At 45.6% G+C, this 21,922-nt stretch carries 19 protein-coding genes; 8 read left to right on the top strand and 11 right to left on the bottom strand.

What is annotated here, in order from left to right; translation table 11 throughout:
* Nucleotides 1-4: 4 nt before the first annotated feature.
* The 4 genes from AAC033_RS11685 to AAC033_RS11670 all read right to left on the bottom strand — a co-directional run bounded on the left by AAC033_RS11685 (nucleotide 5) and on the right by AAC033_RS11670 (nucleotide 5,217).
* Nucleotides 5-1,561 (bottom strand): alpha-isopropylmalate synthase regulatory domain-containing protein, encoded by a 1,557-nt coding sequence (locus tag AAC033_RS11685; RefSeq protein ID WP_339738279.1) that lies wholly within the window; start codon nucleotides 1,559-1,561, stop codon nucleotides 5-7.
* 10 nt (nucleotides 1,562-1,571) lie between these two features.
* Nucleotides 1,572-2,156, bottom strand: a complete 585-nt coding sequence (gene leuD / locus AAC033_RS11680; RefSeq protein ID WP_339738277.1) for a 3-isopropylmalate dehydratase small subunit — start codon at nucleotides 2,154-2,156, stop codon at nucleotides 1,572-1,574.
* Nucleotides 2,157-2,284: 128 nt separating this feature from the next.
* Nucleotides 2,285-3,685: a 3-isopropylmalate dehydratase large subunit gene (leuC, locus tag AAC033_RS11675; protein ID WP_339738275.1), complete on the bottom strand. Its 1,401-nt coding sequence runs from the start codon at nucleotides 3,683-3,685 to the stop codon at nucleotides 2,285-2,287.
* A 29-nt stretch (nucleotides 3,686-3,714) separates the two neighbouring features.
* The gene (locus tag AAC033_RS11670) at nucleotides 3,715-5,217 is read right to left on the bottom strand and encodes a 2-isopropylmalate synthase (protein ID WP_339738273.1); all 1,503 of its coding nucleotides are present in this window, start codon (nucleotides 5,215-5,217) and stop codon (nucleotides 3,715-3,717) included.
* A 523-nt stretch (nucleotides 5,218-5,740) separates the two neighbouring features.
* On the opposite strand from AAC033_RS11670, the gene AAC033_RS11665 reads away from it, so the two are divergent.
* The 6 genes from AAC033_RS11665 (at nucleotide 5,741) to AAC033_RS11640 (ending at nucleotide 8,628) form a co-directional block, all read left to right on the top strand.
* Nucleotides 5,741-6,232: an RNA polymerase sigma factor gene (locus tag AAC033_RS11665; protein ID WP_339738271.1), complete on the top strand. Its 492-nt coding sequence runs from the start codon at nucleotides 5,741-5,743 to the stop codon at nucleotides 6,230-6,232.
* Nucleotides 6,229-6,702 carry a hypothetical protein gene (locus tag AAC033_RS11660; RefSeq protein WP_339738269.1) on the top strand — a complete coding sequence of 158 codons (474 nt, stop codon included), beginning with the start codon at nucleotides 6,229-6,231 and terminating at the stop codon, nucleotides 6,700-6,702. The genes AAC033_RS11665 and AAC033_RS11660 overlap by 4 nt, the downstream gene beginning before the upstream one ends.
* Nucleotides 6,703-6,724: 22 nt before the next feature.
* Nucleotides 6,725-7,222, top strand: coding sequence for a DUF4252 domain-containing protein (locus AAC033_RS11655; protein ID WP_339738266.1), 498 nt, complete (start codon nucleotides 6,725-6,727; stop codon nucleotides 7,220-7,222).
* A gap of 143 nt (nucleotides 7,223-7,365) precedes the next feature.
* The gene (locus AAC033_RS11650; RefSeq protein ID WP_339738264.1) at nucleotides 7,366-7,725 is read left to right on the top strand and encodes a DUF6249 domain-containing protein; all 360 of its coding nucleotides are present in this window, start codon (nucleotides 7,366-7,368) and stop codon (nucleotides 7,723-7,725) included.
* 5 nt (nucleotides 7,726-7,730) lie between these two features.
* A complete protein-coding gene (locus AAC033_RS11645; RefSeq protein WP_339738262.1) occupies nucleotides 7,731-8,285 on the top strand; it encodes an RNA polymerase sigma factor in 555 nt (184 codons plus the stop codon).
* Between the two features lies 1 nt (nucleotide 8,286).
* Complete coding sequence (locus AAC033_RS11640) at nucleotides 8,287-8,628, top strand: hypothetical protein (protein ID WP_339738260.1); 342 nt, start codon at nucleotides 8,287-8,289, stop codon at nucleotides 8,626-8,628.
* Between the two features lie 62 nt (nucleotides 8,629-8,690).
* Here AAC033_RS11640 and AAC033_RS11635 read toward each other — a convergent pair whose 3' ends face one another.
* The 7 genes from AAC033_RS11635 to AAC033_RS11605 form a co-directional block, all read right to left on the bottom strand.
* Nucleotides 8,691-9,101 (bottom strand): lipocalin-like domain-containing protein, encoded by a 411-nt coding sequence (locus tag AAC033_RS11635; RefSeq protein ID WP_339738258.1) that lies wholly within the window; start codon nucleotides 9,099-9,101, stop codon nucleotides 8,691-8,693.
* Nucleotides 9,102-9,212: 111 nt separating this feature from the next.
* The gene (locus tag AAC033_RS11630) at nucleotides 9,213-10,040 is read right to left on the bottom strand and encodes a ZIP family metal transporter (RefSeq protein WP_339738256.1); all 828 of its coding nucleotides are present in this window, start codon (nucleotides 10,038-10,040) and stop codon (nucleotides 9,213-9,215) included.
* A 223-nt stretch (nucleotides 10,041-10,263) separates the two neighbouring features.
* Nucleotides 10,264-11,739, bottom strand: a complete 1,476-nt coding sequence (ilvC, locus tag AAC033_RS11625; RefSeq protein WP_339738254.1) for a ketol-acid reductoisomerase — start codon at nucleotides 11,737-11,739, stop codon at nucleotides 10,264-10,266.
* Nucleotides 11,740-11,773: 34 nt separating this feature from the next.
* Nucleotides 11,774-12,316 carry an acetolactate synthase small subunit gene (gene ilvN / locus AAC033_RS11620; protein ID WP_339738252.1) on the bottom strand — a complete coding sequence of 181 codons (543 nt, stop codon included), beginning with the start codon at nucleotides 12,314-12,316 and terminating at the stop codon, nucleotides 11,774-11,776.
* An 18-nt stretch (nucleotides 12,317-12,334) separates the two neighbouring features.
* Complete coding sequence (gene ilvB, locus AAC033_RS11615) at nucleotides 12,335-14,032, bottom strand: biosynthetic-type acetolactate synthase large subunit (RefSeq protein ID WP_339738250.1); 1,698 nt, start codon at nucleotides 14,030-14,032, stop codon at nucleotides 12,335-12,337.
* 22 nt (nucleotides 14,033-14,054) lie between these two features.
* Complete coding sequence (gene ilvD / locus AAC033_RS11610) at nucleotides 14,055-15,884, bottom strand: dihydroxy-acid dehydratase (RefSeq protein WP_339738248.1); 1,830 nt, start codon at nucleotides 15,882-15,884, stop codon at nucleotides 14,055-14,057.
* A 638-nt stretch (nucleotides 15,885-16,522) separates the two neighbouring features.
* Nucleotides 16,523-18,598 carry a beta-galactosidase gene (locus AAC033_RS11605; RefSeq protein ID WP_339738246.1) on the bottom strand — a complete coding sequence of 692 codons (2,076 nt, stop codon included), beginning with the start codon at nucleotides 18,596-18,598 and terminating at the stop codon, nucleotides 16,523-16,525.
* 256 nt (nucleotides 18,599-18,854) lie between these two features.
* On the opposite strand from AAC033_RS11605, the gene AAC033_RS11600 reads away from it, so the two are divergent.
* Both AAC033_RS11600 and AAC033_RS11595 read left to right on the top strand, forming a co-directional pair.
* Nucleotides 18,855-19,721: a LytTR family DNA-binding domain-containing protein gene (locus AAC033_RS11600; RefSeq protein WP_339738244.1), complete on the top strand. Its 867-nt coding sequence runs from the start codon at nucleotides 18,855-18,857 to the stop codon at nucleotides 19,719-19,721.
* 143 nt (nucleotides 19,722-19,864) lie between these two features.
* Nucleotides 19,865-21,922 (top strand): outer membrane beta-barrel family protein (locus tag AAC033_RS11595; RefSeq protein WP_339738242.1); only part of this gene is annotated, 2,058 nt, incomplete at its 3' end.

Here is a 21,922-nt window from a genome sequence, read left to right as displayed (position 1 = left end):
ATTTTTAAACGTTATCATGCTCCGTCCGATGTTCCAACAGGTTCAACATGCGCACAGTTGCTTTAATGGCAGCCGCTGTCTGATCGGGATCGAGACCACGGGTTTTAAACTCTCGCCCAAGCTCCCATATGATCACACTTTCTACCAGAGCATCTGTCTTTCCTCCGGGAGGAATCGTGACACTATAGTCAAGCAATTTCGGGAAAGGCTTTTTCAGTCGCCGGTAAATATTCTTCAGCGCATTCATAAACGCGTCGTACTGCCCATCGCCGGAAGCACTGGCTTCATAGGTTTTTCCATAAACACTAATACTTACTGTGGCTGAAGGTTTCAAGCCCATCGCATGCGACAAGGCATAATTATTAATCTGAATTTTTTGCTCCATGCTTTCCTGCAACACATCGGCAACAATGTAGGGCAAGTCTTCAGCAGTTACTGTTTCCTTTTTATCTCCCAAATCAATAATTCGGTTGGTTACCATTTTTAATGATTCCGGATCAAGCTCAATCCCCATTTCTTCGAGATTGGCTTTAATATTGGCTTTTCCTGAAGTCTTGCCAAGAGCATAGCTTCTGACGCGACCAAAACGCTCCGGCAGCAAATCGTTGAAGTACAAATTGTTCTTGTTGTCGCCATCCGCATGAATCCCGCTGCATTGCGTAAACACAAACTCACCAATCAAAGGTTTGTTTGTCGGGATACGAATGCCTGAAAAACTCTCTACCAGTTTCGAAATCCGATTCAACATGCTTTCGTTCACCTTGGTTTCCATGCGCAGATGATCTTTGATGGTGGCGATCACACTCGAAAGTGGCGCATTCCCAGCCCGCTCACCGAGACCATTCACCGTGGTATGCACGCAACGAATCCCTGCCTTAATGGCATGAAAAACATTGGCAATAGCCAGGTCATAATCGTTATGTGAGTGAAAATCAAATTCAACATCGGGGAAACTCTCAATCATTTCCTTGCAGAACTCATAGGTTTCATCCGGATCCAATATTCCCAAAGTATCCGGTAGCATGATACGCCTAATATTCATTTCCTTGAGTTGGGAAACCATAAAATGTACGTAATCTCTGGAATTCCGCATCCCATTCGACCAGTCTTCCAGGTAGACGTTCACCGCAATTCCTAGTTCGGTCGCATAATCAACCGATTTTCGAATATCCGCAATGTGTTCTTCAGGCGTTTTGCGAAGTTGCTGGGTGACATGCTTATAAGATCCTTTACACAATAAGTTCAACACCTTTCCGCCAGCCCGGTTGATCCAGTCCAGCGAAATTTTGCCATCTACAAATCCAAGGATTTCTACCCGGTCAAGATGACCATGTTCGGCAGCCCAGGACATAATTCGACGGGCAGCTTCAAATTCGCCCTCGGAAACGCGTGCTGATGCAATTTCGATGCGATCGACCTTAACACTTTCCAGCAAGACTTTTGCAACACTTAGTTTCTCGGTGTCAGTAAATGAAACACCTGAGGTCTGTTCTCCATCTCTCAGCGTTGTATCCATAATACTGAGCACCTGGTTTTGAACCTCTACCACTTTTCCCGTCATGATCAATTTTTTATTTTTCAAATGCCTCAATCTCTTCCTTCATATCCACTAGAAAGTCGATGTCATCCAATCCGTTCTGCAAACAGTGCTTTTTGTAAGGATTGATTTCAAATTCTTCCGACTCTCCGGTAGCCAGCATGGTGAATTTCTGGGTTGCAAGATCAACTTCAAACTCCGTTGAAGGATCATTTTCGATGGCGTTGAAAATCTTTTCAAGGAAAGCTGGAGAGACCACTACCGGCAACAGACCATTATTCAACGCATTCCCTTTAAAGATATCAGCAAAGAAACTGGATACCACCACACGAAACCCATAATCATAAATTGCCCAAATCGCATGTTCACGGCTTGAACCACTGCCAAAATTTTTACCGCCAACAAGAATTTTCCCGGAGTATTTGCTGTCGTTTAAAGGAAAATCAGCAATGGGCTGGTTGGCCTTGTTGTAACGCCAGTCGCGAAACAAGTTATCTCCAAAACCTTTACGCTCAATTGCCTTCAAAAAACGGGCAGGAATAATCTGGTCGGTATCCACATTCTCCACAGGCAGCGGCACTGCCGGAGATGTTAATGTATTAAATTTATCGTATGCCATTTCTATCTATTATTAGAAGCCCCTCCCAAATTTCCGACGTTTGCCGGAAGTTTGGGAGCAAGGCACTATTTAGTAAATTATTTCACTCTTGTTTATCTTTTCCCATTCCCCTTACGGGGTTCGGGGCTTTACATCAACTCCCTTGGATCGGTGATTACACCTGTTACCGCCACAGCTGCAGCAGTCAACGGGCTGGCCAGCATCGTGCGGGCTCCGGGTCCCTGACGACCTTCAAAGTTCCGGTTCGAAGTTGAAACCGCGTATTTTCCTTCAGGAATTTTATCATCGTTCATGGCTAAGCAAGCGGAGCATCCTGGCTGACGAAGAGCCATTCCTGCTGCTTCAAAAATCTTGTCCAGTCCTTCTTCAATGATTTGCTTTTCGACCGCTTTTGAGCCGGGCACCAACCAAACATTAATGTCGGCTGCTTTCTGTCTGCCTTTCACAAACTGTGCGAATGCGCGGAAATCTTCAATCCTTCCGTTGGTACAGCTTCCGAGGAAAACGTAGTCAACTTTTTTGCCCTTCATAGCTTCGCCCGGATGATAGTCCATGTATTTCAGCGATTTCAGGAAAGTTGTTTTATCCGTCCCCAGCAACTCTTCACCCAGCGGAATGTTTCGTGTGACACCAATTCCCATACCCGGATTCGTTCCATAGGTAATCATTGGCTCGATGTCGGCCGCGTCAAAATGATATTCGGTATCAAACTGAGCGTCTGCATCCGACTTCAAGGATTTCCAGTGTTCAACGGCGTTGTCCCAGTCGGCTCCTTTGGGAGCAAACTGACGGCCTTTGATGTAGTTGATGGTTGTGTCGTCCGGGGCAATCATTCCGCCACGGGCACCACTTTCAATACTTAAATTACAAAGCGTCATACGGGCTTCCATGCTCAGGCTGGTGATGGCAGATCCCGCATATTCAATAAAATGGCCCGTGCCACCGCTGGTAGAAATTTGAGAAATGATGTACAGGGCAATGTCTTTTGACGTAACCCCTTTTCCCAACTCACCATCAACGATGATGCGCATTTTTTTAGGTTTGGGCTGCATGATGCATTGGCTGGCCAGCACCATTTCCACTTCGCTGGTTCCAATTCCAAAGGCAATAGCACCGAAAGCCCCGTGGGTAGACGTATGGCTGTCGCCACAAACGATGGTCATGCCAGGTTGAGTCAAGCCCATTTCAGGCCCAATGATGTGAACCACGCCATGTCCTTCGCTTCCCAAACCATGATAGGTAATGCCATGCTCTTCGCAATTGCGCTTAAGCATTTCTACCTGGTGGCGCGAAAGCTCATCCTTGATGCTTAATTCCTGATCAATCGTCGGCACATTGTGGTCAGGCGTGGCCGTGGTTTGATCTGGCCGGAAAACTTTAAGTCCGCGATTCTTCAATCCTAAAAAGGCAACCGGGCTGGTCACTTCATGAATGAAATGACGATCGATATACAATACACTTGGGCCTGCTTCTACTTTCTTCACCACGTGGGCATCCCAAATTTTGTCGAATAATGTTTTTGCTTCCAATTTATTTTCTTTTAAAAAATTACACTTCTTTATTTTATCGGAATTTTATTCACCGCATCCAGAAACGCTTCCACCGAGGCGGTAATAATATCCGTGTGAGCGCCAAATCCAAAGTACTTCACGCCTTCAAAATCCAGCTCCATATGTACCTTGCCAACGTCATCACTTCCTTTGGTAATGGCCTGAATCAGGAACTCCTCTAAAGTAACCTGCCGGCGGATGATTTGTTTAACAGCGTTGATCGCCGCGTCAACCGGACCGTTGCCCGAAGCTGTCGCGTCAAATTTCTCTCCAGCCACATCAATTCGAACTGAAGCCATCGGTTGCAGCGATTTTCCGCTGACCACCTGCAGGAAGTCCAGTTTTATGCGACGTTCTTTTTGTTCAGCATCACCAACCAGCAAGGCCACATCGTCATCGCGAATATCCTTTTTCTTATCAGCCAGATCCAGGAACTTCTCATAAACCTCATCCAACTGCTCCTTGTTCAGCTCGAAGCCCATAATTTCCAAGCGATGTTTCAGCGCTGCACGTCCGCTTCGGGCGGTCAACACAATGGACGACTCATTGATGCCAACATCGGTCGGATCGATGATTTCGTAATTCTCCCGATTTTTCAACACGCCATCCTGGTGAATCCCGGAAGAATGGGCAAAAGCATTCCGGCCCACAATCGCTTTGTTGGGTTGCACCGGCATGTTCATCAAATTAGACACCAGTCGGCTTGTTTTATAAATGTTTTTAGTGTTGATGTTCGTATCGATATTCAACACCTGGTAGCGGCTTTTCAGGGTCATCACCACTTCTTCAAGCGAAGTGTTTCCAGCCCGTTCACCAATTCCATTGATGGTTACCTCCGCTTGCCGTGCTCCATTCATGATTCCGGCAATGGTGTTTGCCGTTGCCATTCCCAAGTCGTTGTGGCAGTGCGTTGCAATCACTGCCTTTTCAATCCCACGAACGTTATCCACCAAGTACTTAATCTTTTCGCCAAACTCGTAAGGCAAGGTATAGCCGGTTGTGTCCGGAATGTTCACCACCGTAGCTCCGGCTTTAATCACCGCCTCAACCACCCGCGCCAGGTATTCATTGTCGGAGCGGCCCGCATCTTCGGCATAAAACTCCACATCCTCAACATACTTCTTCGCATATTTTACGGCAGCAACAGCACGTTCGAGAATTTTCTCAGGAGTCGAATTGAGTTTGTTGTAGATGTGATAAGGCGATGTGCCAATCCCGGTATGAATCCGGCCCTTTTTTGCATATTTTAGAGCTTCGGCGGCAGCATCAATGTCTTTTTCTACTGCGCGGGTTAGGGCACAAATGGTTGGCCAGGTCACCGCTTTTGAAATTTCGACTACTGATTTGAAGTCGCCCGGACTTGATACAGGGAAACCGGCTTCGATCACATCAACGCCCAATTCCTCCAATGCTCTGGCCACTTCAATCTTCTCAACCGTGTTTAACTGACACCCGGGAACTTGCTCCCCGTCTCGCAAAGTGGTGTCGAAAATGTACAATCTGTCGCTCATGATGAAATGATTTATTTGATTATCTGTTTTTACTGTTTCTATCAAAGAAAAAAGCCACTCTCGTTTGAGAATGGCTTTATGTCTGTCTTTTATAAATTTAGTTACTCCATACCATTCTCATTACCGCATCCAAATTAGAATACCGAGTAGAATACCGAGAATGGAAATGGAATAAATTCGTGTCATTTTTTCAATGATTTCCTGCAAATATCACAATTTAATTTTAAAATGAAAACAGAATGGCTTTTTATTTTACGATTCTTAATAAAAAGATGCATTCATCTGAATTATCTGCAAGAATTGAGTGGTTCATTGGGAATTGATCATTCAAACAAAAATCAGACAACAAAAGTTACTGTCCTTCATCCAAGAAGCTGGCAATGAAAACAAATTCTCCTGCAATTATCTTGATCTTCAAAGACTTTCCGTTCTTTTGAACTTTAATTCTTCCAACAGGTGTAATGAAATCAGGGTCTATTCGTAATACCAACGTAGATTTCTAAATAAACAGCGTTTTTGCTTCATGAAAAAAAATGAATTTGAACAACTGATCCATCAACTTAAAGATCAACTTTACCGGTTTGCCTTCAGCATTCTAAATTCAAAAGAAGAAGCTCAGGACGCTGTTCAGGAGATTGTTTTAAGGTTGTGGCTTCAACGCAAAAAGCTGAACAGAGAAGAAAATATAGCAAGTTTTTGCATGACCATGTTAAGAAACTATTGCTTCGATCAACTAAGAAAGCAAAAACAATTTCAGGTTTTTCAGCAAACCCACCAGCATGAAAGGGTTGAAACGTCGACCATGGAACAGCTTGACCTGGTGGAGCAAATCAGGCAACAACTCAAACGATTGCCCGAACAACAGCAACTGGCATTACAGCTAAAAGACTTTCAAGGTCTTGAGTATACCGAAATAGCACAGATCATGCAACTCCCGGTGAATGCAATTCGGGTGCATGTTTCGAGGGGACGTAGAAGATTGTATCATATATTTAAAGGAGAGTACAGTTTATGAAAAACGATAAAAACAAAACAAAATCGTTTTTAGAAGGGGAATCAACCATTGAAGAGATGGTTCATCTCCTAAAAAAAAACGACGAATCCGTTGTTTTCCTGAAAGCCTATCATAAGGCTTTCGGGAAATCGGGTGACGAGATTCCTGATGACTTTGATCCTCTTGCAAAAGTAACCCGACACATTAAAGATTCCAGGGTCAAGCTGACCCGAAGGATCTCAATTGCCGCATCAATTGCTGCGCTAACAGTTATAGTCAGTGTAGCATTTTTCAGAACAAACCGAGAACCAATACGATACACACAACTGACAAAAAAAGAGCTGATTCAACTGAATAACACCACGGCGAAAACCTTGTACTATTTCTCCAGCGAAATGAATAAAAACCTGAAGCAGTTGGAAGATGTGAACCTGTTGGAAAAGCCACTCCAATCAATGAGAACATTACGTGAAACAAATATTGGACATTAAGTTCCATAATTAAAAAACAAGTATGAGAACAACACTATTTTTGCTATTGTTTTGCATCATCGCAAGTTTATCATCGGGTGCACAAAACGGAAATCAGTCCATTGAACAGTCTTTTCAATCATTCAAGAAAATGACGGATGTTTCTTTTTTTGAAGTCTCGGATGAGATGTTTAAGATGTTGGCTGAAGCCAAAACCACTCCTCCCGAATTGAAGGAATATTACAGGCAGCTTTCCTGCTTAAGAATGATCGAATTCCAGGGTCCGAGAGACTCCGAACGCCAGTCGCTATATGAACCTTTCTTATCTCAGACTAATTTGAAAGACTTCTCCCGCCTGATGGTTTCCGAACGGTCAGATGATAAGATCTCTTTTCTTCGAAACAAAGGCAAAAGTGGCGAAAACGAATTCTTGCTGGTGAGCAACAAGGCTGTAATTTATGTGCTTGGCTCAATCGACCTGAATTCTATCCACGAGTTTCAAATGGTTTTGGAGGTCGCAGGAAGCGCCTTTGAGAAGTAAGCAAACACGGATCGTATCGTTCGCGTGAGAAATAAGCCTTTCATTACTAAAACCGTTCACTTACATTTCATACTATATTCCATTTTTCTGTAACATTTCTTATTAGCCTGCATCAAAGAGTCGAAACTTAAAAAAATGAAACAATGGAAGATTTGATGTTAGCATTGATTTGGCTGGGATTTTTCGCCAGTGTCTTTTTAGGATGGTACTATTTTCTGCAAGCCAGAAATAAAGAACGAATGGCACTCATTGAACGAGACAAGGATGTTTCGGAGATTTATGCCAAACGCGAAGTCGGTTTTCGATTTCCCTGGCTGAAATTGGGCATGTTGATAACTGGTATCGGCGTCGGGCTCTCGCTCGCCATGGTTCTTACCCTAAACCCCATGTGGGACAACTTGAACAAAAAAACCGATGGAGCATCCATCTTTGCCTTTGTCCTGCTTTTTGGAGGAGTCGCCATGGTCATCGCTCATTATATTGACAAGCCGAAAAGCAACTAATTTCAATGGACAACCTTTACATCCAAAAAGTCTTAAACGGCGACACCGAGGGCTTCAGGTATTTTATAAGCAACTATAAAGACCTGGCCTTTTCGGTGGCTATTTCTGTCGTCAAAGATGAATTTTGGGCCGAGGAGGTTGTGCAGGAATCGTTTATCAAGGTCTTCCAAAAACTGAAAACCTTTAAAGGGCATTCGAGTTTTAAAACCTGGTTTTACCGGATTGTCATTAACGAAGCATTCCAGCGAATACGAGAAGAAAAGAAGCAGCACATTTACCAAAATGAACTTCAGGAAACGGAGCTTGATTCGGTTGAGGGCAGTCTGAACGGCCTGACACCGGAAGAACAAACTTTGGTGGTGCAGGAAGCGTTAAAATTGATTCCACCGAAGGAAAGTTTGGTGCTGCGCTTGTTCTATTTGGAAGATCAACCGAGCAAAACCATCGCCGATGAAACCGGTTGGACAGAAGCCAATGTGCGGGTTATTTTGCACCGGGGACGCAAAAACATGCTGGCGGCAGTGAATCAACTGATGTTAAAGGAGCTAAAAACGATTTGAAATGGATAAGATGCATCAAGAAGAAAAACTGATCAGAAATTTGATGAAGCATTCGCTCACCAAAATGCCTTTCGACGATTTTGAAGCGCGCATGATGGACAAGATCAACCAGGAAAAGCGCCAGCACGAATCGGTACTCAACAACATCCGATTTGCCTGGATTTTCTTTTTTGTCGGCCTCTTTATGGGGCTGGCTATCACCAACATGACCGCCAACCTAAACGTACAGCTTTATGGAATTCCACTGAAGCAAGTCACCTTGATCATACAAATTGGCATTGCCTTAGTGCTGCTCGTTCAATTTGAAAAACTGCTGGACCTTTCCTTTCGCAAAAAAATCTGAACCACACCAGTGAAGTCGATTCAAAGGTGTGGTTCAGGTTCGAAGGTAATCGAATCTTTCGGTTAGAAAACCGTCACCGGAGGCAGTTCTTCCTGCTTTTCGAAACGAATGGTCGCTACCAAAACTTCATCATCGCCCCATTTTTGTGGTGGACAAGTCAACTGCAATCCTTTTCCCCTTACACGGGCATTACGGATTTTATCCAGGCCTTCTTCATTCGGAAACAACGAACCTTCCACATGATGAACGATGTAATCTTTCTCGCGGTTGTATTCGTAACTTCCAAAATACGACACACCTTTCAAGTTTTCACTTGCTTGATGCTTGGGCATATACTGAACCGAAAAGTGGCCAGATGTCGAATAATGAATGTACCCAATAGCGTCTTCACCAAATGGATAAACGATTTCGCCATTTTCTTTTTCTGCCTCAAACGACAGGAGTTTATAAGTGCCTTCAATAATACTCTTCATTGTTTCAATTTTTGAATAATAATATTACACTTTTAACAGCTAAATCCGCTGCAAAAAAACATGTTTAAAAGACAGGTTATTGGTCATTGGGAATTAGGGCTTGGTTTCCCTTTACCCCAAGGCAACATCCAGGGTCATCATGACTGCGAATCCGAGCATGGCACCGATGGTCGCAATATCCGTATTCTTTTGTAACTGCGATTCGGGAATGAGTTCCTCAACCACAACATAGATCATGGCACCTGCCGCAAACGAAAGCGCATAAGGCAAAATTGGCTGCATCATCAGTACCGCTGCTGCACCAATTACTCCAGCAATCGGCTCCACAATGCCTGAAGCCTGGCCATACAGAAAGCTTTTCCGCCGACTGAATCCTTCGCGGCGCAGCGGAACAGAAACGGCCGCCCCTTCCGGAAAATTTTGGATGCCGATACCAATAGCCAAAGCCACTGCCCCAGCTAAAGTTGCCGCCGGAACGCCGTCAATAGGGGCACTGACAGCCACCGCGCCAAAGGCAACTCCTACTGCCAATCCTTCGGGAATATTGTGCAGGGTGATGGCCATAACAAGCAACACACTTCGGCGCCAGGTAGTTGGAACGCCTTCTGCTTCTTCGCGGGGAAAACCCAGGTGAAGGTGAGGCAGTAACTGGTCGGCCGTCCACAAAAAAGCTCCGCCTCCCAAAAAGCCGATCACGGCCGGCACCCAAGGGTAGTCGCTGGTTGCCCGGGCCATCTCAATGGCTGGGTTTAAAAGCGACCAAAAGCTGGCGGCAATCATCACACCAGCGGCAAAACCAAGCATACCATCCATCACTTTCCGGTTGATGCGCTTAAAAAAGAAAACCATGGAAGCCCCGAGAGCTGTAACGCCCCAGGTAAATAACGTAGCCAACAACGCCTGTTTCACAGGATCTTGATCAATAAACCATGAAATCATAGTCGAATTTCGTTTTCGTTTGAAGTTTTGTTTTTCTACGGTTGAAAATACAAAAAAATAACCCATCAAAAGCCTAGTTGTTCAAAGGTTCTGCGGAAAGATTTCGTTCTGGCACAATACAAGAAATCAGCCGGATAAAATGCAAAAAGCCCCATCGTCAGATGGAGCTTGTCTATATCTTGTGTTCCCCGGCTTGTAAATTTGCCGGAGAACAGCCAATCAACTAGTAAATCGCTTTCATGGCAGCCATGGCCGCACGCAGTTCTTCGCCAATAATTTCCACATCGTGGTAACGAATTTGCGCATTCACTTCAATCAAGCGCTTGTTATCGACATGATTATCTGAACCTTCGCCATAAGTCTCGCCAATCACGTCGGTTTCAATCTTATTCATAAAATCACCCAGTAACGGCTTGCAGGCGTGATCGAACAAGTAGCAGCCATATTCGGCTGTATCCGAAATCACCCGGTTCATTTCGAACAATTTCTTCCGGGCAATGGTGTTCGCAATCAGCGGTGTTTCGTGCAACGACTCATAATAAGCTGATTCCTCTTTAATTCCTGCTTCAGTCATGGTTTCAAATGCAAGCTCAACACCCGATTTCACAAAGGCTACCAGCAACACGCCGTTGTCAAAATATTCCTGCTCGGTAATTTCCTCATCCGTAGCCGGTGTTTTTTCGAAAGCTGTTTCACCTGTTGCAGCACGCCAGGTCAGCAGGTTTTTGTCGTCGTTGGCCCAATCTTCCATCATGGTTTTGGAAAATTCGCCCGACATAATGTCGTCCATGTGTTTTTGAAACAGCGGACGCATAATGTCTTTCAATTCTTCAGCCAATTCGAACGCTTTGATTTTCGCGGGATTCGACAAACGATCCATCATATTGGTGATTCCGCCGTGCTTCAGCGCTTCGGTGATCACTTCCCATCCGTATTGAATAAGCTTAGACGCGTAACCCGCCTCAATGCCTTTTTCAATCATTTTATTGAACGACAAAATGGAACCGGTTTGCAACAAGCCACACAAAATGGTTTGCTCACCCATCAAGTCCGATTTGACTTCGGCCACAAACGACGAACGCAAGACGCCCGCTTTGTGCCCGCCGGTAGCTACTGCGTAGGCTTTGGCAAGCTCAAATCCATCTCCATTCGGATCATTTTCCGGGTGAACGGCAATCAGGGTAGGCACCCCGAAACCACGCTTATATTCTTCGCGTACTTCCGAACCCGGAGATTTGGGCGCAACCATAATCACGGTAATATCGTTGCGGATTTGCATGCCCTCTTCTACAATGTTAAAGCCGTGGGAATACGACAGGGTTGCTCCTTTTTTCATCAGGGGCATCACCGCTTTAATAACACTGGAGTGCTGTTTATCAGGAGTCAGATTAATGACCAAGTCAGCTGATGGCAGCATTTCTTCGTAAGTTCCTACTTTGAAATTGTTGTCGGCCGCGTTTTTGTACGACTGGCGTTTTTCCTTGATCGCTGCCTCACGCAGAGTGTAGGACACATCCAGTCCCGAGTCACGCATGTTGAGTCCCTGGTTCAATCCCTGGGCGCCGCATCCAACGATCACCACTTTTTTGCCTTCCAGCTTTTTTACGCCGTCTGCAAATTCAGCTTGATCCATGAACTCGCAGGTTCCCAATTGTTCCAATTGCAGGCGCAAAGGAAGTGTGTTAAAATAATTTGCCATTTCTTTATATGCTTTATTAAATGATTTTACAAAATTAATCCACCTGACTCAATAAGTTGTCACGCTCCATTAAGAATTCCGACAAGCGCTCAATGGGGTCACGGGTAATTGCCACGCGGCCCGAACGGATAAACTGTAGCACGCCAAACTGGTTCAAGGCTTCAAACAGCTCCTGTGTTTCTTCCTTATGCCCCGTTTTCTCAATGACCGTGTATTCGCGGGTAATTTCTAAAATGCGGGCGCCTGCCTTGCGAACCAGGCGTTCAACCTGGTCGCTGTCATACAAGGTGTCGGTTTGAACTTTGTAGAGCGCGATTTCCTGAAACACCATCTCGTCGTTGGTGTGGTAAAACGCTTTTAGCACCTCCACCACTTTTTCCAGTTGTCCAACAACTTTCTTTACCCGGTCTTCTTCTTCATTCACCACGATGGTGAATTTCGAAATCCCCCTAATAGCTGATTCAGAAACGGTTAAACTTTCGATATTCATTTTACGCTTGGTAAAATTGATCGTGATCCGGTTTAACAATCCAATGTGGTTTTCCGAATATATGGTAATAATAAATTCCTGTTTCATTTTTTCAATTTTTAACGATTAAGCTTCAAGAATAATGTCTGAAACTGATGCTCCTGACGGAACCATAGGGAATACGTTGTCTTCCTTCTCAACAACAACCTCCAGCAGATATGGACCATCGTGATCGAGCATCTTTTGAATGCCATCAGACAACTCTTCGCGTTTGGTTACTTTGTGGCCTTCCATTCCAAAACCTTTCCCAATCATGATGAAATCAGGATTTTGAAGCTCGGTAAATGAATAGCGCTTTTCGAAGAACAACTGTTGCCACTGCCGAACCATTCCCAGGAAGTTATTATTCAGGAGGATGATTTTTACCGGCAGTTTGTTTTGTACTATAGTGCCCAATTCCTGCAAGGTCATCTGGAAACCACCATCACCTACAAAGCAGCAAACCGTCCGGTCTTTTGCACCCAACTGAGCACCCAGCGATGCAGGAATCGCATAGCCCATCGTCCCCAATCCTCCGGAAGTAACATTGCTTTTTGACTGCGAGAACTTAAAGTAGCGCGATGCAATCATCTGCTGCTGACCCACATCCGTTACCAACACCGCGTTGTTGTTTGTCTTTTCCGAAGTAATGCGGACAGCCTCCCCCATGGTCAACCCAACTTTATCCGGGCGAATGTCTTTATCGATTACTTTTTCGAATTCAATTTTGTCGCAGTCCTTGAACTCCTGAACCCAAGCGTCGTGCGTGTTTTCCTTCACATTGTCGATAAGCATGGCCAGCGATTTTTTGGCATTACCCAACACAGCAACATCAGTTTTGATAATCTTATCGATTTCTGCCGGATCCACCTCCAAGTGAATAATCTTGGCATTTTTTGCGTACGAACTCACCTTGCCGGTAACCCGGTCGTCAAATCGCATGCCGACAGCAATGATCAAATCCGCCTCATTGGTTTTGATGTTTGGCCCATAGTTTCCATGCATGCCTAGCATCCCGACATTCAGCGGGTGATCACTCGGCATAGCAGAAAGGCCAAGCAAGGTCCAGGCCGCAGGAATTCCGGTCTTTTCAACAAAAGCTTTCAGCTCAGCTTCGGCTTGGGCAATGATAACGCCCTGTCCGAAAAGCAGTAACGGTTTTTTAGCCTGATCAATCAGCCAGGCAGCCGCCTTCACCTTAAAGGGGTCAACCGGATGCTCCGGAATATAGGACCGGATTTTTGTACACTTTTTATAATTGAAATCTATTTCCTGAAACTGGGCATCTTTGGCAATATCCAACAATACAGGTCCCGGACGGCCGGATTGTGCAATATAGAATGCTTTTGCAATGGCCTCCGGAATTTCATCCGCATTGGTAATCTGATAATTCCATTTGGTAATTGGCATGGAAATGCCAACCACATCCGACTCCTGAAACGCATCGGTTCCGAGCAGCGGTGAAGCCACCTGTCCGGTAATGCAAACCAACGGGATGGAGTCGATCATCGCGTCAGCGATTCCGGTAATCAGGTTGGTGGCGCCAGGCCCCGAGGTGGCAAAACAAACGCCAGCCTTGCCGGTGACCTTGGCATACCCTTCGGCTGCATGCACTGCGCCTTGTTCGTGACGGGTCAGAATGTGGGTTACTTGCTTGTCAAAATCATACAGGGCGTCGTAAATGGGCATGATCGCCCCACCCGGATATCCAAAAATGGTATCTACGCCTTCTTCCAAAAGTGAAAGGATAACGGCCTTTGATCCAGTAATTCGCTTTGTTGCCATATGAATGAGTTTTTATTTGTTACTAATCTATTAATCGAATTGCACCTCTGTCTGCCGAAGAAACAAGGCTGGCATAAGCTTTCAGGGCTTTGCTTACTACCCGGTCTCTGCCGGCAGGCGTGTAGGCGTCCTTGCCTTTCGCTTCTTCTGCAGATTTTCTTTTTGTCATTTCTTCATCTGAAATCAGCAAGTTGATCTTACGCTCTGGAATGCTGATCTCGATAAGGTCGCCATCTTCGATCAGTGCGATTTCACCTCCTGCTGCAGCTTCAGGCGAAACGTGCCCGATAGATAATCCGGAAGTCCCCCCGGAAAAGCGCCCATCAGTAATCAAGGCACAGGCCTTATCCAACTTCATGGATTTAATATACGATGTGGGGTACAACATTTCCTGCATACCTGGTCCGCCTTTAGGCCCTTCGTAGCGGATGACCACCACATCGCCGGCCTGCACAGAGTCGCCAAGAATTCCATTCACAGCATCATCCTGCGACTGAAATACCTTGGCAGTTCCTTTAAACGTGTAAACCGACGGATCAACACCGGCTGTTTTTATAATACATCCGTTGCGGGCAATGTTTCCAAACAAGACAGCCAATCCGCCATCTTTGCTGTAGGCATGCTCCAAATCGCGGATGCATCCTTTTTCGCGATCGGTGTCCAATGCCTTGTAATAACTTTCCTGGGAGCCCATAACATTGTTACGAACTCCGGCCGGAGCCGATTTATATTTGGTGATGACCTCTTCTGAAACCTTCGGATTCATCACGTCATACTTCTTAATTGCCTCAGCGAGAGTTAAGCCATCCACCCGTGAAACAGACGTGTCCAATAAACCAGCCCGGTCCATCTCTGCCAAAATGCCCAGAATTCCACCGGCCCGGTTCACATCTTCAATATGATAGTCAGAATTGGGCGCCACTTTACACAGGTTGGGTGTGTTGCGCGACAGCTTGTCAATATCTTCCATGGTAAAATCTACGCCGGCTTCCTGCGCAATGGCCAAAATGTGCAACACCGTATTGGTTGAGCCCCCCATGGCAATATCGAGTTTCATCGAATTTTCAAACACCGCTTTGGTAGCGATTCCACGAGGAGTTACCTTTTCATTGCCATTCTGGTAGTGATCGTAAGTAATGTCGATAATGCGGTTAGCCGCTTCAGCAAACAGTTTGTTACGATTGGCGTGGGTAGCCACGATGGTTCCGTTTCCAGGCAAAGCCAGTCCAAGCGCCTCAGCCAAACAGTTCATAGAGTTGGCCGTAAACATACCCGAGCAGGAACCGCAGGTTGGACAAGCTTCTTGCTCGACCCGCAAAATGGTTTCATCCGACACTGAATCATCGGCTGCCATCACCATCGCATCAACCAAGTCGTACGATTTCTCATCGATCTTCCCGGCTTCCATCGGTCCGCCTGAAACAAAAATGGCCGGAATGTTCAAACGCATTGCGGCCATCATCATTCCCGGAGTAATCTTATCGCAGTTTGAGATGCAGATCATCGCGTCCGCCTTATGCCCGTTACACATGTATTCTACACTATCCGCAATCACATCGCGCGAAGGCAAGGAATACAACATCCCATCGTGTCCCATGGCGATGCCATCATCGATGGCAATGGTGTTAAACTCAGCGGCAAAACAGCCTCGCTCTTCAATCAGGGCCTTAATTTCCTGACCAATATGATGCAAGTGAACATGCCCCGGAACAAACTGGGTGAACGAGTTGACAATGGCAATCATGGGCTTTCCAAATTGCTCTTCCTTCACACCATTTGCTCGCCAAAGACTCCGGGCTCCCGCCATCTTTCGTCCTTCGGTAGTTGTGGCCGATCTTAATTTTTTCTGCATTTCAACTTGATTTTTGTTTCTTAAAAAAGCCCTTCTCAATAGAGAAAGGCTTTCGAATTTTATTTGTTCAACAATCCCTGGCCTTTCTTAGTGAAATACTAGAATGACGACTAGAAGGACCAAATGAATTGTTGCAAAATGTCTCATAAATTAATGTTCTATAAATGAAAAAAGCCATTCCCCCTGATGAGAATGGCTATCGGTTATACCAACGTACGACATCCTCACTTCGCCTGCGAAATGACCACGACTAGAAGAATAAGGACGTTGAGTATGATAGCCTGAAATTTCATTTTTAGTGTTATTAGTGGAGCAAATGTAGAAATTAATCCGTAAAGACAAAACTAATTTGTAAGTAAAAAACAGTTTTTTTCTTGAATTTCGCAGTTTTGACCCGCCTCCACAAATAAAATAGAAGAAGAATTCAGCTTGCAACTTATAAAACAACGAAGGAAAGGCTTTGAAAACCAAGCAATCAACCAAGCTTGATATCCTCGGCACACCGGGGAATGAAATTTGGCCCCACCGATGCGTAAATCACGTGTCTCCCTGAACATTCGATGGCTTCTTAATTATTTCTAACGCAATAATCTGCTGACCATCACCGGCCATATGAATCCCATCTTCTCCACAATAATCTAAGGTATTTTCCATACCAGCACCCCTGCCGTTGGAATGACCGGATTACCAATCAGAATCTCAACATTCGCAGGAAGTTCCATCGTGTAGTCCTGGTCAGCGTAATTCACGGCAATACCAAAACCATCGCGGTATTCGACAGTAACTCCCGGCGGATAATTTTTCACAGGTATATTCAGGCGATCATACACTTTGCTAAGGACAGCCATTTCCAGATCGCCCTCGTTGCTGTCGACTCCCACATAGCACACGCTTCCTTTCTTAAGCTGGAGGAAGCTCACGGCTGTTTTGCCGGCATAAAAGTCGCCGGTGTAAGTCGCCCAGCGTTCGGTGCCTTCAGCCGGGCTCAACAAATCGCCCCAACTGGTCCAGGAAAACGGCTCTCCGTCCATGATTACCGTGTCAGGATCATAGGGACGCAGCAGGTCGTAGCTTTCAATTTGGCCACCAATCAATTGGTAAATGGGTTCAGCGTGGCTTGCTTCCCAAAGATGTCCCAATTCATTCTGATGTCCGGTACGGCACGACATCACCAAATTGCCTCCAGCTTCAACATAGTGAAGTAACGTTTCGATCAGTTTCAGACTCATCTGCTGGTAGGCCGGAACCACAATCACCGGGTATTTGGAGAAATCCATGGTATCGCGAATAAAATCGACCGGAGCACCAAACGACTTCAACGCCTTATAGTATTTTAAAACATGCTGCTCGGAATCCCAAACTGTAGTTTGCTTGTTCTGGTTGATGGCAACCGTATTATCAGGATCGTAAAGGATCGCCGTTTTTCTTTTTTGATATGCTGCGGGAACTTCTCCGATCGCTGATTTTCCTCTCAACAAATTGATTTCGTCCATAAACTGCTGGAATTCCAGCCCACCGCGAGTTGGGCTTACGCCATCGGGACCTACGATCCCATAATGATATTGCTCGAAACCATAGACCGGTGCCCGGAATCGGTAAGTACAGGTAAGCTGACTGCCGCCGGCAAAAACATGCCAAAGCCACAAACGCACCGCTCCCGGAAGTGGCTGCGAGTTGATCGTACCCCAGTTCACCTGCCCCGGTTGTAATTCCATCACGCCATAAATTGGTGTCAATGGCCTGAAATAGTCGTTGGCCATGGCAATTCGTGAATATTCGCCCACTCGATAGCCTTTTATTCCGATTCCCGGGTGTTCGCCATAAACCATGTAACGGGTGTAGGTAATGAAGTCGAGTTCCTTGCTGGCTCCCGGATAGCGGGCATCGTAGTATGGAATGTAGTTGGTGGTAACCCACTGATCAGCATGGACATATTCGCGGATTGCTATCGCCTGCTCATCCAGAAACGAAGCAGTTTCGTGATCGCAAAAGCGGCTGTGATCCAACCGTTGGTACAGGTTCATTCCCCATTGCTGGTGCTGTGGAATATTGATTTCAGTATAATCGCTGTAGGTGCCACTCCAGAAGTTGGTGCCCCAAGCGTCATTCAGGGCATCAATGCTTTGGTATTTCTCCCTGAGCCATTCCCGGAAACGTTTTTGGGCATCGTCACTAAAATCGATGTTGATGGCTGGCTCATTGTCGAGTTGCCAGCCAATAATGCGGGAATCGTTCCCGTAATGTTTGGCCAACTCAACAATCATCTTCATGGAATATTGACGGTACACCTCGCTTGAAAAAGAAGCATGCTGCCGCGACCCATGATCCATGCGTGTTCCGTCCTCTCGCATTTTCAAGATCTCGGGGTGCTTTCGAACCAGCCAAACAGGCGGTGTGGCTGTTGAAGTGCACATAATTACTTTCAGCTTGTGCTTGGCCGCCAAAGCGACCGCCCGATCCAGCCAATCAAAATCATACACTCCTTCTTCGGGTTCCAATTGTGCCCAGGCAAATTCGGCAAAATGCGTAAACTCAAAACCCATTTCGGCCATCTTTTTCAGGTCACGATCCCAGTGCGCCTCATCCCAATGTTCGGGATAGTAGTATGCACCAACGGTGGTCAGGTCTTCTAAGGGAAAGTAGTCTCCGGCGCTTTGGGCAAAACCACTACATGTCCAAAAAACCAATAAGGCAATCGCTAAAATATTTCTCATGAGGAGTAAACTAGTCTGTTAGAATATCATTTTCTGTCTTCAAAAGGTGGTAAATTTCCAAAATTAACCGATTTATTTTATTTTCTGCAAAACTTTCATCAATCAATCCATCTTTTCCTATCAATCACTGCCCAACCTACAAAATGTACTGCCGAATCAGAAAAAACCGTTGTTGCACGCTACAAACCAGCTTTCAAATTCCTACTTTTACATGGAATAAAAGCAAGATCAGAGCAGATCTTCTGTGTTCCCAAAAATGAAGAATCAACTAAAAAACGGCTTGTTAAAAAGCTTTCCTCAGAATTTCATCCTCAAGCACCCGCATTACGGGGCCTTGCTGATTGGGCTGTTTGCTTTTCTATTTACCTTGTTGTATCGACCGCTGGGATCTCATGCCGGCCGTATTTTTGGTTACAGCGCAACGATGGCCGCCTATTCATTGATATCTGCAATGGCTCTATTTGGAATGATTAAAGGCTTACGGAGGATCGAATTCTTTTCGAAAGGCCATGACTGGAATCTATTGAAAGAAATGATGGCTGTTTTTATTGTTTTGCTGGGCATGGGAATCGCCATCTATTTTGCCGCTTTTTTGCTGGAAGAACCGACTGATCGATGGAACCTGGCAACGCTGTTTGACTCCGTCAGAAAATCCTTCCTGATCGGCATCATTCCATTTCTAATTTCTTCGGTATGGAATTACCGCTACCAAAACGCTTTAAGCCCGAAGAATCAGGCTGCCAGCGTGCCAAATATGCAATCGGACAGCGAAGAACGGATTCAAATCGATTCACAATTGAAGAAAGAAACGCTGAATTTCTACCCGAGCCAGTTCCTTTTTGCTGTTTCAGAAGGAAACTACGTGAACTTTTTTATACAAACGGATGGAAAAATTCAGAAAAAAGTGATTCGTAATTCCATCAACAATATTGAGCAGCAACTGGCAGGAATCCCCTACTTGTTTCGCACCCACCGGGCATTTATTGCCAACCTGAAAAAAATTAAAACCAAAAAGGGCAACAGCCTGGGATATCGACTACGGCTTTGGGGCATCGAAGAGGAAATACCGGTATCGCGCAACAAGTCGCGGGAATTCAACAAACTTTACAAGCAGCTGGGTTAACCATTCATCACAGATTCTTACCTCCCGTAACAACTGTCAAGCCTGATTTATTCCCCCGATAACAAATCGCTGCGACGTATCCCAGTTATTTGGGCAATTACGGCATGTTCTGTCAATTTACCTCATCAAATCAAACCCATACCATGATGATGACGAACATGAAAATCTCAACCCTCGCCCCAAAACTAACCCGCGTATTCATTTTAGCATGCGTATTCATAACGATCAGCTTGCCGTTACGAGCACAGTCGGCCCTATCGGGTGCCATTGTCGACCACGAAAATCGCGAGGCCATTTCCTTTGCCCATGTGGCCCTGTACGATTCAACAGGGACAGTGTTGGTTGGAGGTGCGGCAAGCAACCTGGCAGGCATTTTTACCCTTGACAACATCCTGTCGGGCAAATACCACATGAAAGTAAGTGCCTTGGGATATGAAACCTACACCAGACAAGTTGAGCTGAACGGAATGCCCGTTGATTTGGGCAGGCTTGTTTTAGATGATACCAATTTGCAGTTAGAGAATATTGACGTGATTGCCGGGCGCATTAAGGCCAAATCGGAATCGGACCAAACCACCTTTTTCGTCAGCAAAAAAATGCAGGATGCTTCGAACACCGGCACCGATATTTTGAAATTACTGCCGGGTGTCCAGGTTGATCTTCATCAAAATATTTCGCTTGAAGGAAGCCAGAACATCATCGTGCTGGTGAATGGCATGGAGCGCGACCGCAGTTACCTCAGTCAGCTGCAAGCCGGACAAATCGACAAAGTGGAGGTCATTACCACTCCTCCAGCCCGCTACGATGCCAGCGTAACCGGTGTGCTGAACATTATATTAGCCAATAAAAGGAATGCTGGCATGGACGGTCACATCTATCTGGAAGTGCCTGTTTCTACTTCCGAAGTGTTTCTTACTCCAGCTTACGGTCTGAATTATGGGATTGGGAAATTCAACCTGTTTACCTCCTACAACAGCGAATTGAGGTATTTCGATGTAGAGGAATCGTACCACCGAATAATATTGGGAAACTCGGCGAACAACGAAATCAGATCCTTTCAATCGCTGAAACAAAAAACCTGGTCGCACCGCTTTCATTATGGTTTTGACTATTTTATAAACCCGAAAAACCAGCTCAATTTTTATGCGTTCTACAATCCGTATTCGCAGGAACTGGACGGAAGCGCTGAACTGCAAACAAGTGGCAATATCGGCTGGACGGCTGAAAAAGAAGATGACGACATCAATCACAGTGGCTTCTATTCCTTACATTACAAGCACCTTTTCGACGAAGAATCGGGGCACGAGCTAGCCGTGGATGCCAGCTGGCATCATCTGCAAGCTGACAACACCACCACGTTTTCCAACCCCGTAAGCGGCTATTTTCAGGAGAACAGCATCAGTCCGAAAAACAATTCCATCAATTTAAAGCTGGACTACAGTTTACCGTTCAGCGAAAAATATAAACTGACCGCGGGACTTCAAACGAGGTTGCGAACCATGCAAAACCGATCGTCCTCCGAATTTCGGTACGAAGAAAATCGATTTGCTGCGCACGGGGCTATTTACTACCGTGTTCCCAAACTCGAAGTCAACCTCGGGTTCAGGCTGGAGGCTTCCGAAACAACATCAGGAAACACAGCGAGCAGCAAGTTCTATAAGCTGCTCCCAAATGCGGCCGTGAAGTACAACATCACTTCATCGAAAAACCTAAAGCTCACTTATCGACGCTCGGTTTCCTGGCCCGGCTTTTACCAGCTAAACCCAAGCGTTTCGGTTGAAGATCCGCTGACTGTTCATTCCGGAAATCCAAATCTTCAAGCCGAAACCCATCATCAGATCACGGTTGAATTTTCACACCGGATGAACAAGCAATTTCTTTCTACCCGCCTGTTTTACCGCAAAACCAGCGATGTCATCAGCAATCAAATGACAGTCAATGAAAGCAGAATATTTGAAATCCAAAAGAATAACCTGGGCGATCTTCACCAGACAGGCATCCAACTAAGCGGAGCCTTCCAATTTGGTAAGTTTGGCATCCAGCCCTACCTCAAAGTGTTTAATCTCTACGCCGTGCCTGATCAAACTGCCGCCGAATTCATCAGGCGCCGGCATCAACTTGCTTTCGATTCGGGTTTGTCCGCATTTGCAAACCTCACAAACAGGATCACGGCATCGGTCATTTTCCAGTATGCCAGCCCA

This window comes from uncultured Sunxiuqinia sp., from assembly GCF_963974515.1.
GTDB lineage: Bacteria > Bacteroidota > Bacteroidia > Bacteroidales > Prolixibacteraceae > Sunxiuqinia.
This window is presented reverse-complemented; position numbering and strand designations above follow the sequence as displayed.

Excerpts from the sequence above, each read along its gene's own strand:
- AAC033_RS11650 (WP_339738264.1), top strand. The coding sequence starts at position 7,366 with ATGGAAGATTTGATGTTAGCATTGATTTGGCTGGGATTTTTCGCCAGT.
- AAC033_RS11605 (WP_339738246.1), bottom strand. The coding sequence starts at position 18,598 with ATGAGAAATATTTTAGCGATTGCCTTATTGGTTTTTTGGACATGTAGT.
- ilvN (WP_339738252.1), bottom strand. The coding sequence starts at position 12,316 with ATGAAACAGGAATTTATTATTACCATATATTCGGAAAACCACATTGGA.
- AAC033_RS11635 (WP_339738258.1), bottom strand. The coding sequence starts at position 9,101 with ATGAAGAGTATTATTGAAGGCACTTATAAACTCCTGTCGTTTGAGGCA.
- AAC033_RS11600 (WP_339738244.1), top strand. The coding sequence starts at position 18,855 with ATGAAGAATCAACTAAAAAACGGCTTGTTAAAAAGCTTTCCTCAGAAT.
- ilvB (WP_339738250.1), bottom strand. The coding sequence starts at position 14,032 with ATGGCAACAAAGCGAATTACTGGATCAAAGGCCGTTATCCTTTCACTT.
- AAC033_RS11670 (WP_339738273.1), bottom strand. The coding sequence starts at position 5,217 with ATGAGCGACAGATTGTACATTTTCGACACCACTTTGCGAGACGGGGAG.
- ilvD (WP_339738248.1), bottom strand. The coding sequence starts at position 15,884 with ATGCAGAAAAAATTAAGATCGGCCACAACTACCGAAGGACGAAAGATG.
- ilvC (WP_339738254.1), bottom strand. The coding sequence starts at position 11,739 with ATGGCAAATTATTTTAACACACTTCCTTTGCGCCTGCAATTGGAACAA.
- leuD (WP_339738277.1), bottom strand. The coding sequence starts at position 2,156 with ATGGCATACGATAAATTTAATACATTAACATCTCCGGCAGTGCCGCTG.
- AAC033_RS11685 (WP_339738279.1), bottom strand. The coding sequence starts at position 1,561 with ATGACGGGAAAAGTGGTAGAGGTTCAAAACCAGGTGCTCAGTATTATG.
- AAC033_RS11645 (WP_339738262.1), top strand. The coding sequence starts at position 7,731 with ATGGACAACCTTTACATCCAAAAAGTCTTAAACGGCGACACCGAGGGC.
- AAC033_RS11630 (WP_339738256.1), bottom strand. The coding sequence starts at position 10,040 with ATGATTTCATGGTTTATTGATCAAGATCCTGTGAAACAGGCGTTGTTG.
- AAC033_RS11655 (WP_339738266.1), top strand. The coding sequence starts at position 6,725 with ATGAGAACAACACTATTTTTGCTATTGTTTTGCATCATCGCAAGTTTA.
- AAC033_RS11640 (WP_339738260.1), top strand. The coding sequence starts at position 8,287 with ATGGATAAGATGCATCAAGAAGAAAAACTGATCAGAAATTTGATGAAG.
- AAC033_RS11665 (WP_339738271.1), top strand. The coding sequence starts at position 5,741 with ATGAAAAAAAATGAATTTGAACAACTGATCCATCAACTTAAAGATCAA.
- AAC033_RS11660 (WP_339738269.1), top strand. The coding sequence starts at position 6,229 with ATGAAAAACGATAAAAACAAAACAAAATCGTTTTTAGAAGGGGAATCA.